Origin of the sequence: Roseobacter insulae, assembly GCF_019375555.1 — a bacterium.
GTDB lineage: Bacteria > Pseudomonadota > Alphaproteobacteria > Rhodobacterales > Rhodobacteraceae > Roseobacter > Roseobacter insulae.
Genome location: NZ_JAHXDN010000002.1, coordinates 74226 through 90084, shown reverse-complemented (window position 1 = coordinate 90084; position 15859 = coordinate 74226). Strand labels below are relative to the sequence as shown.

Genomic DNA, 15859 nt, shown 5'->3' with positions numbered 1-15859 from the left:
AACCTGTCCCGGGTGGTGGTCTTCAGCGCGCCACTGCGCCTGCATCGACAGCGTGCGCCATCTGGTGAAACGACACTCCCGGGGAGACAGATCATGAAACAACGGCAGATCCGACAAGACGGAAAACTGGTTTCAGAAATCGGATTGGGCTGTTGGAGCTTTGGTGGCTCTTACGGACCCACGACAGAGAAAGAAGCACACAGAACTCTCGCCGCAGCCCTTGATCTTGGCGTGGATTTTCTGGACACGGCCAACGTTTACGGCATGGGTGTTTCAGAGAAAATCATCGGGTCATTTCTGAAGGGCGACACCAGCCGGTTCACAATCGCCACCAAGGCGGCGATCTGGCGTGATCCGGACACCGGCAAACGCGGCTTCAACAACAAGGCGGATTATCTGCGCGACGAGCTTGAAAAATCGCTCACGCGACTTGGGACCGATCATGTCGATCTCTACTACATCCATCGCCGCGATCAGGAGGTCGAAGTCGAAGACCTGATGGAAACGCTTCTTGGCCTCAAGGCAGAGGGAAAGATCGGCGGCATCGGTTTTTCCGAAATCTCCCCCGCCACGCTAAGGCGCGCCGTCGCCGTGGGGAGCGTGGATGCCGTTCAAAGCGAGTATTCTCTCTGGACCCGTCAGCCGGAACTTGGCATGATCCAGACCTGCGCGGAACTCGGCGTGGCCTTCGTTCCGTTTTCTCCGCTCGGGCGCGGCGTCTTTGCCCCGGTCCCGCCCGATCCGGCTACTTTTGAAGACGGGCATTTCAGAAAAGGCACACCAAGGTTTTCCGAACCGAATTTCACCTACAATCTGCAAAAGATCTCGGAATTCAAGGCCCTCGCCGCCGATCTGAATGTTTCCCCCATCACACTGGCCGTTGCCTGGTGTCTGGCGGGTGGTCCGCATCTTATTCCCATTCCCGGCACGCGCACGGCCGGACATCTTGCCGAATGCGCCGCTGGCAGCGCGTTTCCGATGACATCGGAGATCATGGGCAAAATCGAAGGGGTCCTGCCAGTCGGCTGGGCGCATGGGGATCGCTACACCCACGATCAGTGGGTCGGTGTCGAAGGGTACTGCTGAAGAACTTTCAACACCGACCTTTGCAGGTTTCATGAGGAGTGTTTGCGATAATCCAGTACCGGCAGGCCACCAATGCCCCAGTCCGGCAGGGCGACCTCGTCAATCACGACAAAGGTCGTCGCCGGGCTTTTGCCCAGAACGTCCTGAAGAAGCTCCGTGACGCCCGCGATGAGGCGCGCTTTGTCCGTGTCGGACGGGCCGGTCCCATTGGCGCCCCCCTCGCGGGTAATCTTGATGTTCACATAGGGCATGTGTCAGTCCTTTTCCGGCAGATATGAAAATACTTTGGTCACGATGCGCCAGTCGGCGCCCTCGCGAACCAGAGTGAGAAAATCCAGGTAATCGCGCCCCATCATGCGCATCCGCGCCGTCACACGCGCCAGACGATCAGATCCGAACGCGATCTCGAGGATGGCCTCGTCGCGCGGATCTCCGCGCTTGGCGGGCGGTTCCCGGTCATCCACCCGCAGCATGTAGCTGTCGAGATCCAGGAACAGCTCGTCACCGTCAGTCGCGCAGACATAGGCCAGTTCCTTGTGAAAGACCTGACGCAAGATCGTACTGTCCGCGTGATAAAGCCCTTCGAAGTACCGGTTCATGAGCTCCAGAACCTCCTGGTGGTCACCGGGGGTCACTGGATCACCCCTTCGGCCCGCATCGCCGCCTGCGCCGCAGGGCGCGCTGCAACACGCTGGACGAAGGCGTCAAGCTTTGGCCAGTCCGACAGGTCGATGCCGGTGAAGTTCGCCCAGTTGCAGACCACGAAGAGATAGGAATCCGCGACAGAAAACTGGTTTTCCACCAGCCAGGTACGATCGTCCGAAAGAACCGCCTCGATCAAATCGAACTTGCCCGAAACAGCGGCCCGCGCCGCCGCTTTTTCTTCCTCGGTCGAGCCCTCGCGGAACAGTGGCCCAAAGGCCTTGTGGCATTCCGTGGCCGTCCAGTTGAGCTGTTCCTGCAGTCGTGCCCGCGCCATGGAGCCTGCTGCCGGCGCTAGACCCGCGGCAGAGTGTGTGTCGGCCAGGTACTGAAGAATAGCGGCGCCTTCGGTCAGAACGGCACCATCGTCCAGCCGTAGCACCGGCACGTAGCCCTTGGGATTGATCTGGCGAAAATCGTCACCGCTTGCAGTCTCGCCCGTGACCGTATTCACCGCTTCGATTTCAAAGTCGGTACCGATTTCGTGCAACGCGATATGGCTGGCGAGGGAACAGGCACCGGGTTTGTAGTAGAGTTTCATCGATAGTCTCCTGATGGTTGACAGGCTCATCAGGTATCAAGAGAATCAATCGATTGATAATATCGTTATTTCATGATTATGATTAACTTAGTCGATCATGATGAATCCGTATGAAACACGAACAACTTGTCACACTCGAAGCCATCGTCACCTCGGGGACCTTTCGCGGTGCGGCGGAGCGATTGCATAAATCCCAAAGCGCGATCAGCCATGCCATCAAGCTGCTCGAAGAGGAACTGGGTGTCATCCTTCTCAGCCGGGAAGCGTATCGCCCCAAACTGACGTTGGAGGGGGAGGTGTTTTACCGCGAAGCCTCACGCGTGTTGCAACAGATGCGCGCCCTCAAAAGCACCGCGTCACGTCTGCGCGCCCGGGAAGAGGCCGAATTGCGCATCGCGGTGACAAACACCCTGCCACTGGAAACAGTTTTGACAGTGCTCGCCGAGGTCGGGCGCGCGTTTCCAGCGACGCATATCCGCCTCACCACGGAAAGCATGGGAGGGCCGGTTGCCCGATTGATGGAAGAACAAACAGATCTGGCCATCGCAACGTTGGACGGCGTCTCGCTGGCCGAAGTCGAAGCCCGCCCGGTGGCAGAGGTCACGATCCGACCTGTCGCGCATCCGATGCTTGTCGCGGGTTTCGCGGATAGTGTTCTGCCCATCGCCGCCATGCAGGGCCTGACCCAGATTGTCGTTGCAGGAACGGGAGGACCGGCGCACGATCAGAGCCGTGATGTCTTGCCCGGTGGCCTGAGGTGGACTGTCTCCGACTTTACAGCCAAGAAACAGGTCATCCTTGCGGGTCTTGGCTGGGGCGGGCTTCCGGATCACCTGACAGTTGCGGAAAGACAGGCAGGTACGCTTGTACCCATAAACGTCGAAAGCTACCCGCCACGGCATTCGGTCTTGCATGTCATTCGGCGCAGGGACGTTCCCGTGGGGCTGGTCGCCAATGACCTGTGGGAGAAGCTGTCAACTCTCAGCAGGTGACCGAACTGCTTGGAGTTTCGATGGATGAGCCTTGGGACGACAGCGCCTGAAGCGCTATCGTCCGCCGCCACACCGTCAGGCCGCAGTTGCAGATTTAACCGGGAAGTCGATATCTGTCTGGGCAACGTGGTTGAGATAGTTGGTGAAGATATTCGCCACCACATTTGCCACGACCTCCGTGATCTCCCCATCGTCCAGGCCACCCGCACGTGCGGCGGCGACGGCATCGTCACGGACCTGACCCTGCATGCTCACGATCTCGGTTGTAAGCGTCAGGATGGCGCGGAGTTTCGGGTCTGCTGATTGTCCCGACAAATGAGCGTCGATCTCTGCATCCGACACTTTGAGCGCAGCGGAAATCGCCGAATGCGCGGAGGCGCAGTAATCGCAGGAATTCGCGCCCGCAACGGTCAGCGCGATGGCTTCGCGCGTTCTGGCATCGAAGACACCAGTGGAAAGCGTGTCGTTGAGGCCCAGCAGCCCCTTCAGCACCGCAGGTTCATTCGCGGCAACGCGGTAGAGGTTGGGCACCATACCGATCTTGCCCTTGATCGCGTCAAAGACGGCAGCAACTTCTGTCGAGGCCTGGGCATCGGACACTTGGTTCAAACGGGACATTGGGTTTCCTTTCTTGGGAGAATGTGCGTCGATCCTGACCTGGATCAACGCGGGTTGATTGATGCGCTCAGGCGGCAGCCGATGTCATTTCCGGTTTGTGCAGTCCGATCACGGTCACGACGGCGGCACCGTTCAACCAGTAGTAGGCGGCATCCAACCCGGCGAAGCCGAACACGAAAGGTGCGGCCAGAAACACGAGGCCGACGATCAGGTCTACGGCCAGATGCAGTGAATACGGCAGCACCCGGAAAGCCCCCAGATGATGATCCGTCAACAAGGTCAGCACGAAGGCCGCGACACCAGTGACCGTTGCCAGCCAAAAGGCAACTGGCGAGGACTGGCCAAGGCGCAACAGCGTCGGCATCAGCATCAAGCTGATGGCCACCGGGTAATCGAGATAGGCGTGAATGGATTTGGTTACGAAACGTACACTCATGGAATAATCTCCTTCAGTTTCTCAGTGTGAGGCGCCCATGTTTGGCGCTTGAAGAAGAATTAGGAGTGTATTTCGGAATGATCTATCCCAGATAATTCGCGATACTGTGCAGATCGTACAGAATACCGGACGATTGTCGCATCACATCACACCGATTGCCCTCGCGGCAGATCAGTTGAGCGCACGGTAGGCCGCCGGAGAGACGCCCACCTCTTTCTTGAAGACCCGAGAGAAGGACGATTCAGACGCGTAGCCCGCCATCTCGGCGACATCCGAAACATTGAGCCCGCGCTTGGTCAAACCTTCCCGCGCGATCTGCATCCGCCACGACGTCAGATATTGCATTGGGGTTTGTCCGATCTTGCTGGCAAAACTCTGCGCGAATCCGGTACGCGACATCCCCGCTTCGCGCGCGAGGCTTTCAACAGTCCATGTCTTCGACGGGTCTTTGTGAAATGCCCTGAGTGCTCTGGACAAATGCGGATCGGCGAAGCCAGAAAGGGAATGCGCATCCCGGCTCTGTTCGATATGAGCGCGAATTGCCTGGGCAAAAATCGCCTCCGACATCTTGAGCGCGATCAGATCGCCGCCCAACCGTGCGCCGCCCGCCTCGGAACCGATGACGCGCAGGGTTGCATCCATCCACGCACCGGCCGCCTCGCCGTAATTCGGGATATGAATAAAGGGCGGCAGGCGATCGAAGATCATGTGCCAGGCACCGGGCGCAAAGGAAAAATGCCCGCAGATCAACTGGGTTTCCCGGTTGCCGCCATCTCCGCCATGGACAAGGACACCGTTGCCGTCATACCCCGATACCTCCAGAACATCATCCAGCGGCAGCGCCTCGTCTGGTGCGGTTTCCCGACAGAAAAGCGCGTGGGCCACCCCATGTGGAATGATGACAAGATCGCCCTGGGTCATGTTGGCAACCTCACCCGTATCACTGAGACGCACCTGACAATCGCCGCGATGCACGAAGTGGAACCGGGCGACATTTTCGAAGGCAGGCACCTTTATCCCCCAGGGCTCGGTGAAGCTTGTCCGAAAGTACAACGTGCCCTTTACCGACAGGCGTGTGAGGATATCGCTCAATATGTCCAGCATGTTCACATCATATAGGCCAAAGCACACGCGTCCAGTCATCTGAACGAATTGTCAAGTTTTGCGAACAATCTGGCATTCACAGTTCGGGCTTCCTGCCGTCATCTGATGCCATTCGAAGCAATTGGAGACTAATCGACATGAAGAAACTTGCACAAATCGCGGCTGTATGCACCGCAATGACGGCCGGCGCGGCCTTCGCCGGCGACGCTATGAACGATCTCGAAATCGCGCATACCGCCTATACCGCGGGACAGCTGGACATCCGCTATGCGCATCTTGCACTGGCCATGTCAGAGTCAGAGGCAGTCCGCAATTTCGCGCAAACAATGATCCGCGACCACAGCGCGGTGAATGAGGCGGCGGGGGCTTTGATCACCGAACTGAACGTCGTGCCGCAAGACAACGATCTCAGCCGCGCGCTGGTGCAGGGGGCTGCTGACAAACGCGCCGAACTGGCCGGGCTGACGGGCGCTGCCTTCGATTGCGCTTATGCGACAAACGAACTCGGGTACCACCAGGTCGTCAACCAGACGGTGGAAAACACCTTCATTCCGGCTGTCACAGTGGCACCGCTGAAATCCCTTCTGGAAGAGGCACTGGTCACCTTCAAACAACATGAAGGACATGCGGAAATGATGGTCAAGGGACTCGAATGCGCGTCCTGAGGACATTGAACCGCAGACAGTTTGGCGTTGTTTTCAGCGCCAAACTGCTGGCAGTTGCGGCCGCACCCGCCGCCGGTTCCGTCGGCACGCCTGCGCGGCACCGCGTCACGATCACATCCTTTCAGTTCGAGCCGCAGTACCTGGAAATCAACGTGGGGGATACCATCGAGTGGACCAATCAGGATCTCGCACCCCACACGGCGACAGGCACCGACCTTGACTGGGATACCGGAACTCTGGCGCGCGGGATGTCCGGATCGGTCACGCCCGCAACAGAGGGCGTTCACGACTACTTTTGCAAGTTCCATCCGCACATGACGGGGCAGATCAAGGTCACGGCAGGCGGGTGACGCAATCGCCGTCCAGATTGCTGTAATCGGTGACGAACGCGCCCCATGCGCGATGCGCTTTGGCGGCGCGTTCAGTTGGAAAACTCACCGGCTCCCGCAGCAGGCTCGGTGTGCAGGAAAAGGGAGACCCACTCGCTTGTCAGATCGCTTTCGGCGCCGTCAAACCCGATGAAGACGGCGTTCAGCAGGCATTCTCCGTCACGCGGCACCCGAGGATGCACGACGCCCTCTGCGTCGGTTTTCAGATCTTGCCGCGTGACCGGCCTATCCTCGCCGCGCTGCCGGCAATGCACCTGCACGGGATGATGCCCGGCTACAGACGGTCCATCGAAAAGCCTGAACCCGGAACCCAGTGCAACCCACTCCCGATCAGCACCGATCCGGCGGTCGACCCCGATGACAGAGCCGAAATGGACGAGGAGCTTGGACGATCTTCTGTAGCGCTCGGAGATATTGGTTGTCGGCAAATCGCGCCCGGCATCCGTTGCAACAAGATCAGCCTGACCCACAGACGTCAGAAAATGCAGCAAGTCGCCGGTCGTGTCATGGGTAAGGGCCTGATCATATGACGCAACGGTCAGGCTGTGCAGGCCGTCACCGATTGCGACCATCCCGCTTTGCCTTGCACGCACGGGCACGAGGCTCAGATCAAAGTCCCCCTTGGGGCCAGACCACAACGCGTATTTATACGCCCTCGGATCAAAAGGATAGCTCTGGCCATCAAGGGCCTCCCCGATCCGCACGGTGACGGTCAGCGCGCTGCCGGGCATCGGACGAAAGCTGTCCGGCTCAAGCCAAAAATCATGTGCCCGTGCAGGCGACATTGCCAGCATGACCAGCAGCAGCGCGGCAAGATATCTAGACATTGTTCAACACTCCTGCGGAGAGAACCGGGCCTGTCGGTGCGCCGGTTGGCGATCCTCCCGGCGGCTCCAGGCTGACGGCAAGCGTCACACCCTTGGTCAGTTGCACGCGACCCTGTAGGGACAGGCGACCGGATGCAGCCAACACTCCCAAGGATACCGGGGCCGCATCGTCGGCAATGGCCCAGATTTCGTACACCCGGTCACCGGGCGCCACGCCGTTAACCACCGTCAGGGTCAATGCATCCTCGTCCCGTGCATAGCGGGCCTGAAAGGCGTATCCCGGCTCCACACTGTCCAACTGCGCGACGAGGTTCGGCATGCCTTCGTCAAATCCGACCGCGACCAGCAGAGCAGCGACAGCAAGTCCCGCCGCCAGCATGCCGGACAAATAAGACAACCGGTGCGACCACCGTCCCTGCCGGGATGACGCCCCGAAAAGCCTCTGGTCGATCGCTGTCTTGACGGCACCGGGTACGTCCACCGCCTGATATTCCTCATCCAGTGGCGCAAGGTGGTTTTGCCAGTCCAGTACTCTTTGGGCCAATGCTGCATCAGAGCGCAGACGCCTGACAAATGCTTCGCGTTCTGCAACCGGCATGAGGCCGACAACATACTCGGCTACTGCAATCTGCTCCCTCTCAGCGTCAGTCATAGCGCATTCTCTTTCAGGCACTCACGCAGAGACAGAAGGCTGCGGCGCAACCATGTCCGCATCGTATTCAGCGGCAACTGAAACCGGTCGGCCAATTCCTGATAGCTGTACCCTTCGACATAGGCCGATTTTACCGCCTCTGCCCTGCGTGCGTTCAATTGGCTCAAACAATGATCCAGACGCGCCCGCTCCAGTGAATGGGCGGTCATGGTTTCAGGCCCCGGCGCGCTATCGGCCACATCGCTGGCGTCGGTGATCGGCACGGCGGGTGGTTTGCGGCGCCTCAGGCGATCAATCGAGAGGTTGCGGGCAATGGCGATCAGCCATGACATCGGCTGTGCCTGCCCGGGCCTGAAGCGATCGGCCTTCTGCCAGATACGCACATAGACTTCCTGAATGGCGTCTTCCGCTTCGGCAGGATCTTTCAGCATGCGCAGCGCCACGCCGAAGAGCTTGCGGGAGGTCACCTTGTAAAGCTGATCAAAGGCTTTGCGATCCCGCAATGCCACACGGCTGATCAAATTTGACAGATCATCATCGATCTCGCCACGCGCATAGCCCGCTGCGCGTCCGTCCGCGGCCATCATGTATCTCATCAATAAAGCCCCCCAATTTCCAGCCGCACAGGCGCGCGGTTGCTTTTCGACCCGCCGCGCTGTTCCGCACGGGCGCCGCTCAGCGCTTTCAGGCGCGCATCATATGTTTTGCGAATATCCGGAGCAGACCGAAGGATCGTCGGCTTGAGGAAGACAAAGAGCGTGCGACGGTTCTTTGTCGTGCTGCGCGATCTGAACAGGTTCCCGAGAAGCGGAATATCGCCCGCACCCGGCACCTTTTGCAGGCTCTCCAGATCGTCGCGCGTAATCAGGCCGCCCAAAACGATTGTTGCGCCATCGTCCGCCAGCACGCTGGTCTGAATGGAGCGCCGGTTGGTAATCAGGTCAGCCGCCCCCTCCAGATTGGCATTCACCAGCGACGACACCTCCTGACTGATATCAAGACGCACGACGTCGCCCGCATTGACGCGCGGCAGGACATTCATGGTAATGCCGACATCGCGCCGCTCAATGGTTGTAAAGGGCTGCACGGTATTTCCGTCGGTGGCGAAGGAGCCGGTTCTGAACGGCACATTCTGACCCACCACGATGGAGGCGGCCTGATTATCCAGCGTCGTCAGTGACGGCGTGGACAGCAGGTTCGCCTTGCTGGTCTGGTTCAGCGCCTGCAACAGCAAACCGAAATTGTCATTGCCGATGCTGAAAGTGCCCCCCGGCGGTGCAAGCGATGCATTCGGCACGCCAATGGCCGACAGCACCGACCCCAGAGAGACGCCACCATTGCTGAACGACGTGGCCGCCAGCCCGCCCGGCGGGGCGAGATCACCAAACCCCAGTTGCGCACTCAACCGCTGCGCAACATCGCCCGACACTTCGACAATTGCCGCCTCGATCAACACCTGTGCCCGCCGCTGATCCAGCCGGGTGACCAGGGCAACGACCTCGCGGATTTGTGCATTAGTGCCACGCACCACAACGGCATTCAGTTCCGTCGACGCCTGCACGGACACCTCCGGCGTGTCTGCGGATGCCGCTACGCTCTGCAAGCTGTCGTTCTCCAGACTGTCGGCCACAGGGTTGGTAAGGCCCGCGGAACCTTCCAGCGTCGCCCGCACCAGCTCTGCCACCTGCGTTGCCTCGCCAAATCGCAGGCGGATCACCTCGGTATTGAGCGCGACCTGAGGGTTCTCTTCGGGCGGAATGTCCATGGACCGTGCGAGCGCTTCGATCTCTTCAAGGTCCTCGGGCAAGCCTCTGACAAGCAGCGTGTTTGACCCTGGGTCGACGGACAGCCGTGCGCCCGTGGGATCCGGCCCAAGCACTTCGGCGATGGCCACACCGATCACGCCTGCTTCGGCATATTTGAAACGCAGGACACGTGATTGCCGCATATCTTCCTGATCCAGGTCCGCGACGAGTTGCATGATCTTTGCCGTGCTTTCAAAGGTATCTGTGATGAGCACGGCGTTGGGTTCTTCCAGCGCCTCGATAGAACCCGACGCGGCCACAAGGGGGCGCAAAACCCGCACCGCCTCGCTGGCCGGTAACCGGTTCAACGGCACCAGCCGGGTCACGAAATCCTGGCTGCCGGGTTTCTGCGCACCGCTGACGCGTGATGCCGTGCGCGCGGCATCAAGCGGTAACACCTGCCAGATCGCCCCACTTTGCACAGCCTGAAAACCACGCACCCGCAGGATCGACTGGAACAGCTCCCATGCACCTTCTGCATCAAGCGGGTCGGCTGACACGACCGTGATCTCGCCCCGCAGATCCGGATGAACGATCAGGGTACGGCCACTGATCTCGGCCACCTGTTCGGCCAATATCGTGATCTCCGTATCGCGCAAATTTATGACGAACTCCTCTTCTGATGCCTGTGCAAACAGGGGTGACACCATCAAGAAGCCGGCAATCAGTGCTAAACCAAACCCTCTCATCCCGATCACCTCAGCGGAAAGGAAAACGTGAGGATTTTATCGCCGCGTTGTACTTCGAGCCGCGCCTGACCGGAGGCCGCAATCGCGTCATAGGCGCGACGATCCTCGTCTGGATTACCGACTGCGCGACCATTGACGCTGCGCACCAGATCACCCGCCTGCAGGCCCGCCAGCCTTACGCCGCGGTCGTGCTTCTGAGCAATCCGGTAGCCGTCGCCCGCGGCTTCCAGCCCGATCTGATCCAGAACCGCCTGCGGGTTCTTGCGGATCTTCCGACGCCAGTAGCTGATGTATTCAGCGGTTGTTTCAGGAGGACTCGTGCGCGCAGACCGGTCAGCCACCACCGTTGCCGCGCGCAGGCGGTCATTGAGTGACACTTCCGTACCTTCATCCCGGGCTTCCCCGTCGTCTGCCGAGGGAACTTCGTCAAACAGCAGTTGCAGGGGCCGCCCATTCGCCCGGATCATCACGTGATCTCTCGCCACAGCTTCCACCTGAATGGTGTCGGACAGCGGATCACCGGCCCGGTATAATCCCTGGACGTCGGCCACCGCGATCAGCGCAATGGATGCATCCTCCTGGGCCGCAGACAGAATGCCCTTCAGCGCAATATCGGGCAGCGCGGCGGCAGGTGCGCCCGCCGCGGCGTCGGCCGAGGGTGCGGCGCGTCCGAAGGGGGCCAAAGCGAGAACCGCCGATAAATCCAGCGCCCTCGCCTCAGCCTCGGGTTCCGCTTCTTGGGTGGGCGTGGATTTCTCCACCATCACGACGCCCAGCGAATGCCGGATGACCGGTGGCGCCGCCCAGCCAAGCGATCCGATCACAGCCGCTGCAATGCCCAATTGTACCGCGAACCACATATCGATTTTCACACGCCACCCGCCTTCCGGATTTCCACAAATCCGGTCAGCAGCGCCGCCGCACCCTGCGCGCGCGCATCGCCCGGAACCACCCGGATATCGACCCGCTCCAGTGTCGGATCCGCTGTTTTCGACCGCGCGGTTCTGACGTGCCAGTTACTGCCCAACATCGTGACTTCATCCGGCAAATCCGTCATGCCCAGTTCCAAGGCAACCAGCCGGTTTTCGGCCACCCAGAGGGCGGTTCCGCGGTCGGCAATATCGCGAATGCGGGTTGTATGCGTTTGGGTGACCGCAAGCAGAAAAACGGCGGCGGTCGACAGGATGCCAAGAGCCACAAGGGCTTCGATGAGGGTAAATCCAGCCTCCTGATCTCTTTGCATCCTGTCTAGTCTCCGCCTGCAGGAACAATCCGCGCGGTGATCCCGTCAAAGATCACCTGTTGCGCAAAGCTCCCCTGCCCGAATGATACCTGCCACGGTGGATTGCCTTCCGGCACCAGATGTCGCGACACGGCAAAGACCACATTGTCATGGTCCTGCATCGAGATACGCAAGGAGCTCGGAAAAGGTTTCAGATCTCGCAAGGCGGAATGCGGATGCGGCCCCCATCCATCGGTGCCCTCAACCACAAAGCGGTAACCTTCTGACCCCGCCAGCACGCCGAAACCCTGCTGGTGACTCAGGGAATATTGCACGGCCCGGCGCAGATCGGCGACCAGCTTGAGAGATATCAGTTCCGCGGACGCGCCCTTGGGTTTTGGGGCGAAGGATATGGTGACAGCGCCTGCCATGATCCCGATCACGACAAGCATCACCAGCATTTCGATAAGGGTCACGCCACCATTGCCCGGCCTTGACGTCATCGGGACTGAACGGCGGCCTGCCGCCCATCCAGCGAGATGTCCGATGCCGTCCCCTGGCCCCCGGCTGTTCCATCCGCGCCCAGCGACATCAGGTCAAATGCGCCGACAACTCCTGGCGACTGGTACACGTACGCATTGCCCCAGGGATCCTGCGGCAAAGTCGTCAGGTATCCGCCCTGCGCCCAGTTGCGCGGAACCGGCGGGCTGACCGGCTGCGCCACCAGTGCGGCAAGCCCCTGGGACGTGGTGGGATAGGTACGATTATCCAGACGGTAAAGCTCAAGTGCGCTGGCGATGGATCGCAAATCGGTTTGCGCGACGCTGGCACGCGCTTCATCCGGCCGCCCGATCACATTGGGAACGATGATGGCCGCGACAACCGATATCATCACAAGCACAACCATCATTTCGATCAGTGTGACGCCCGCGTCCCTTGCGCGGGTGGGGCGGGTTTTTCCTGCAAGTTGGGTCATGAAACCTTTTCCTTATGAGTCTCGTAATTCTGAGTACATAGGCACAAAAGATCGTGCTGAAAAGACATTTTATTGTGGAAAAACAAATGTTTACACAATTCGATGACGGCTGCTCGGCATCCGAAGGCTGCGCGGCCGACACACCCTCGCGGGCGCTTGTCGCACGCCCTCGCCGCGCTGTCTCGCCCTCCGTAGCTGCGGCTCTTGCCCGTCGCATTACCGACTGTGCCTCGCAGAAAAACCGCCCCACACCCATCGTCGTTCCCGGTGCCAGCGTCTCTCTTCTGAGTGTCGCCCTGCCGCTCAAGTCACATCGGCAACGTGCGCGGGCCGCGACATTCGCCGTGGCAGGTCAGCTTTGCGACACAACGGGAAACGCGCATGTCGCGGTGGGCCCCTGCCTTGGGTCTGATCGATATCTGGTGGCCGTCTGTGATGACGCCGTGCTTGCCGAGGTGGTGCGCGACCGGGCGCACCCGGGGATCGTTCTTCCGGATACGCTGGGCATCCCGAAACCCGTGGTGGACAAACCAGCATGGAACCTGTGGGAGGCGGAAGGTATCGTTCATGCGCGCGCCGCCGATGGCACCGGTTTTGTCTGCCATGCCGATGAACTGACAGCCCTTTGGCGCCTTGCTGGCAAGCCTGATCTGTATTCACTCACAGGCCCGGTCACCAACGGACCGGCGGTGGTTGACCTGTCCCACCAACCGCCGGCCGTCGACCCCGACGATCTGCTGTTGGATCTGCGGCATGGGCCGTACCTGCACCGACGAAGAGCGCCGCGTCGGGTTCTGCGGCTGGCAATCGCAGCAACATTCGTTGCCGGGTTTGGACACATGTCGCTACTGGCCGCAAACACCCGCGCTCTGACGCAGATCGCTGACGACCGGATGACCGATATCGCAACACAGCTTGATCACCACGCCCCCGGCCTGTCGCCGGATCAGCCGCTTCGCCTGATAGCAGCACAATTCGCGCGCAACGGAGCGCCCCGGCAACAGGATCCGTTCATGACAATTCTCGCACATGTGTCCCAAGCTCTGAAACCTCAGCTTGGCATGATAACGTTTCGCGAACTACGGTACGGTGCCCGAGAGGGGGTTCTGACCCTGCTGGTCCAGGGTACCGAATTCGAACCCCTGCAAGCCGCCGAAGCGGCCTTGATGGCCGCGGGACTGGAGGTCACCAGCGGCACCGCCACCGCAACCGACGGAGGCGCCGAAGTGCTTATCCAGGTGCGCGACAGACCATGACCCGCACGCTGACAAAACGCGAAAAACAGCTTCTGTCCTGCAGTGTAGTCGCGCTCTTGGGCTGGGCGGTCTTAAGCCTCGCGATCCTGCCTCTGCGTGAGGAAAAGGATGACAGTCTGACACGGATTCGCAAAGCGAATGCAATCGCTGATCTGCTTGCCAGTGAATCTGTCGCGGACATCCCTGAACCGGCGCAACAACCCCTCTCCTCTGTTTTGACCCGGCGCGCCGACACTGCCGGCATCGGTATTCGGCGCCTTGAACCCGTGGGCGAGGCCATAACGGTCACGCTGGATGACGCGCCCTATGCCTCTGTCATCGGATGGATGGCCACGTTGACCGAAGAGGACGGCTTGCGCATCGCCTCCGTTGACATGGCTCGCCGTACGGCTCCCGGCACTGTCGCGGCGCGGCTCACCTTGGAGCCCACCCGATGACCGGCCCTGTTCCTTACGCATTTGCCCGTGATCACAATCTGGTCGTGCTGGAAGACGGTGAAACCTGCCTGATGACCGACAAGACGCCGGTTGCGGCGGTGATCGAAGCACAGAGGTATCAAAGCAACCTGCTGCGGCTACGCAAGGTCTCGTCGACTGTTCTCGCCGATCACATCGAAAAGCAGTATCGCGACAGCGCACATGATGCAGCCGGCGCGGCGGCCAGCGCCGATGCCGAAGGCGTGGACCTTGCGGAGCTGGCCAACAGCGCCGCTGCTGTCGATGACCTGCTCGATCAGCGCAATGACGCCCCGGTTGTCCGTCTGATCAACGCGCTTTTGCTGGAGGCGATCCGCGAAAACGCCTCCGACGTTCACATCGAGGTCGAGGAAAAGCGCCTCGTGGTCCGGTTTCGCATTGATGGCGTGATGCGCGAAGTGTTGGAGCCCTCTCGGGCGCTGGCACCACTTTTGTCCAGTCGTATCAAGGTGATGGGGCGGCTGGACATCTCGGAAAAACGTATCCCGCAGGATGGGCGCGTATCCCTTCGGGTTGGTGAGTACGAATTGGACGTTCGGATTTCAACTCTGCCGGCGCAATATGGCGAACGTGTAGTGTTGCGCCTGTTGGATCGGGGCCAGACCCGCGCCGGCGTGTCGAGCCTTGGCATGAGAAGACAGGCCCGCGACGCATTCAAACGCATTCTGCACCGCCCGGATGGGATCGTTCTTGTCACCGGCCCAACCGGGTCGGGCAAGACCACGACCCTATATGCGGCGCTGGACGCCCTGAACGACCGTCAGCGCAACATCATGACGATCGAGGATCCGATCGAATATGCCTTGGCAGGCGTTGGCCAGATGCAGGTGAACGCGGCGACAGAGCTGACCTTTGCACGAGGCCTGCGCGCCATCCTGCGCCAGGACCCTGACGTCATCATGGTCGGCGAAATACGTGACGGCGAGACGGCGCGGATCGCGGTTGAAAGCGCAATGACCGGGCACCTCGTGCTTTCCACGCTGCACACCAACACCGCTGTCGGCAGTATTGCGCGGCTGGTTGACCTCGGCGTTCAACGCTTCTTGCTTGCCCCTATGGTGCGCGGGCTTGTCGCGCAACGCCTTGTCAGGCGTATCTGTCCGGGCTGTAGTGCGCCACGAGCACTCACACCCGCCGAGGCAACATCGCTTGGCGCATCCGGGGACGAGGTCACGCACCAGGGTGCCGGGTGCTCTGCCTGCGCTCAGTCCGGCTACCGCGGGCGCGTTGCGCTCTATGAGGTGATCGAAGGAACTGGCGAACTGGAACGCGGTATCGTCGATGGTCTGTCCGAGGCGCAACTCGTGACGATAGCACGCAAAACCTCTCACGGCCTGATCGACGACGGGATGGACAAGATTCGCGCCGGGCTGACAACACCGCAGGAAGTTTTGCGCGTCGCTTATGAGAGCGGGGCCTGACA

At 60.4% G+C, this 15859-nt stretch carries 21 protein-coding genes; 7 read left to right on the top strand and 14 right to left on the bottom strand.

Annotation, left to right across the window (positions count from 1 at the left end; genetic code table 11):
* The first annotated feature begins 93 nt into the window (after positions 1–93).
* Entirely contained in the window at positions 94–1086 is a 993-nt protein-coding gene (locus tag KX928_RS06580) for an aldo/keto reductase (RefSeq protein WP_219500329.1), read from the top strand.
* 29 nt (positions 1087–1115) lie between these two features.
* Here KX928_RS06580 and KX928_RS06575 read toward each other — a convergent pair whose 3' ends face one another.
* The 3 genes from KX928_RS06575 to gstA are packed head-to-tail and all read right to left on the bottom strand — an operon-like array spanning position 1116 to position 2329.
* Positions 1116–1337, bottom strand: a complete 222-nt coding sequence (locus KX928_RS06575; RefSeq protein WP_219500328.1) for a tautomerase family protein — start codon at positions 1335–1337, stop codon at positions 1116–1118.
* 3 nt (positions 1338–1340) lie between these two features.
* Complete coding sequence (locus KX928_RS06570; RefSeq protein WP_219500325.1) at positions 1341–1721, bottom strand: nuclear transport factor 2 family protein; 381 nt, start codon at positions 1719–1721, stop codon at positions 1341–1343.
* Positions 1718–2329, bottom strand: coding sequence for a glutathione transferase GstA (gene gstA, locus KX928_RS06565; RefSeq protein WP_219500323.1), 612 nt, complete (start codon positions 2327–2329; stop codon positions 1718–1720). The genes KX928_RS06570 and gstA overlap by 4 nt, the downstream gene beginning before the upstream one ends.
* Positions 2330–2439: 110 nt before the next feature.
* Here gstA and KX928_RS06560 point away from each other — a divergent pair, with 110 nt between their 5' ends.
* The gene (locus KX928_RS06560) at positions 2440–3321 is read left to right on the top strand and encodes a LysR family transcriptional regulator (RefSeq protein WP_219500321.1); all 882 of its coding nucleotides are present in this window, start codon (positions 2440–2442) and stop codon (positions 3319–3321) included.
* A 75-nt stretch (positions 3322–3396) separates the two neighbouring features.
* Here KX928_RS06560 and KX928_RS06555 read toward each other — a convergent pair whose 3' ends face one another.
* The 3 genes from KX928_RS06555 to KX928_RS06545 all read right to left on the bottom strand — a co-directional run bounded on the left by KX928_RS06555 (position 3397) and on the right by KX928_RS06545 (position 5479).
* Positions 3397–3939, bottom strand: a complete 543-nt coding sequence (locus KX928_RS06555; protein WP_219500319.1) for a carboxymuconolactone decarboxylase family protein — start codon at positions 3937–3939, stop codon at positions 3397–3399.
* A 67-nt stretch (positions 3940–4006) separates the two neighbouring features.
* Entirely contained in the window at positions 4007–4375 is a 369-nt protein-coding gene (locus KX928_RS06550; protein ID WP_219500317.1) for an SPW repeat domain-containing protein, read from the bottom strand.
* 171 nt (positions 4376–4546) lie between these two features.
* Complete coding sequence (locus KX928_RS06545) at positions 4547–5479, bottom strand: AraC family transcriptional regulator (RefSeq protein ID WP_219500315.1); 933 nt, start codon at positions 5477–5479, stop codon at positions 4547–4549.
* 137 nt (positions 5480–5616) lie between these two features.
* Between KX928_RS06545 and KX928_RS06540 the strand changes: the two genes are divergently transcribed.
* The gene (locus KX928_RS06540; protein ID WP_219500312.1) at positions 5617–6144 is read left to right on the top strand and encodes a DUF4142 domain-containing protein; all 528 of its coding nucleotides are present in this window, start codon (positions 5617–5619) and stop codon (positions 6142–6144) included.
* Positions 6132–6494, top strand: a complete 363-nt coding sequence (locus KX928_RS06535) for a cupredoxin domain-containing protein (protein ID WP_219500310.1) — start codon at positions 6132–6134, stop codon at positions 6492–6494. Before KX928_RS06540 ends, KX928_RS06535 begins: the two co-directional genes overlap by 13 nt.
* Positions 6495–6565: 71 nt before the next feature.
* On the opposite strand, the gene KX928_RS06530 is transcribed toward KX928_RS06535, so the two are convergent.
* The 8 genes from KX928_RS06530 to gspG are packed head-to-tail and all read right to left on the bottom strand — an operon-like array spanning position 6566 to position 12704.
* Positions 6566–7360: a DUF4198 domain-containing protein gene (locus tag KX928_RS06530; protein WP_219500309.1), complete on the bottom strand. Its 795-nt coding sequence runs from the start codon at positions 7358–7360 to the stop codon at positions 6566–6568.
* Positions 7353–8012, bottom strand: a complete 660-nt coding sequence (locus KX928_RS06525; protein WP_219500307.1) for an anti-sigma factor — start codon at positions 8010–8012, stop codon at positions 7353–7355. Before KX928_RS06525 ends, KX928_RS06530 begins: the two co-directional genes overlap by 8 nt.
* Entirely contained in the window at positions 8009–8599 is a 591-nt protein-coding gene (locus tag KX928_RS06520; RefSeq protein WP_257883619.1) for a sigma-70 family RNA polymerase sigma factor, read from the bottom strand. The genes KX928_RS06525 and KX928_RS06520 overlap by 4 nt, the downstream gene beginning before the upstream one ends.
* Before the next feature lie 8 nt (positions 8600–8607).
* On the bottom strand, positions 8608–10506 hold the full coding sequence (gspD, locus tag KX928_RS06515; RefSeq protein ID WP_219500305.1) for a type II secretion system secretin GspD: 1899 nt from the start codon (positions 10504–10506) through the stop codon (positions 8608–8610).
* 5 nt (positions 10507–10511) lie between these two features.
* A complete protein-coding gene (locus KX928_RS06510) occupies positions 10512–11378 on the bottom strand; it encodes a type II secretion system protein N (RefSeq protein ID WP_219500303.1) in 867 nt (288 codons plus the stop codon).
* Positions 11375–11749, bottom strand: a complete 375-nt coding sequence (gene gspI / locus KX928_RS06505; protein ID WP_219500302.1) for a type II secretion system minor pseudopilin GspI — start codon at positions 11747–11749, stop codon at positions 11375–11377. The genes KX928_RS06510 and gspI overlap by 4 nt, the downstream gene beginning before the upstream one ends.
* A 5-nt stretch (positions 11750–11754) precedes the next feature.
* Complete coding sequence (locus tag KX928_RS06500; RefSeq protein ID WP_257883618.1) at positions 11755–12231, bottom strand: prepilin-type N-terminal cleavage/methylation domain-containing protein; 477 nt, start codon at positions 12229–12231, stop codon at positions 11755–11757.
* The gene (gene gspG, locus KX928_RS06495; protein ID WP_219500299.1) at positions 12228–12704 is read right to left on the bottom strand and encodes a type II secretion system major pseudopilin GspG; all 477 of its coding nucleotides are present in this window, start codon (positions 12702–12704) and stop codon (positions 12228–12230) included. The genes KX928_RS06500 and gspG overlap by 4 nt, the downstream gene beginning before the upstream one ends.
* Positions 12705–12790: 86 nt before the next feature.
* On the opposite strand from gspG, the gene gspL reads away from it, so the two are divergent.
* Genes gspL through KX928_RS06480 form a run of 3 tightly spaced genes read left to right on the top strand, consistent with a single transcriptional unit; the run spans position 12791 to position 15857 of the window.
* A complete protein-coding gene (gene gspL / locus KX928_RS06490; protein ID WP_219500297.1) occupies positions 12791–13960 on the top strand; it encodes a type II secretion system protein GspL in 1170 nt (389 codons plus the stop codon).
* Complete coding sequence (locus tag KX928_RS06485; RefSeq protein ID WP_219500295.1) at positions 13957–14397, top strand: type II secretion system protein M; 441 nt, start codon at positions 13957–13959, stop codon at positions 14395–14397. The genes gspL and KX928_RS06485 overlap by 4 nt, the downstream gene beginning before the upstream one ends.
* Complete coding sequence (locus tag KX928_RS06480; protein WP_219500292.1) at positions 14394–15857, top strand: GspE/PulE family protein; 1464 nt, start codon at positions 14394–14396, stop codon at positions 15855–15857. Before KX928_RS06485 ends, KX928_RS06480 begins: the two co-directional genes overlap by 4 nt.
* Positions 15858–15859: the final 2 nt, after the last annotated feature.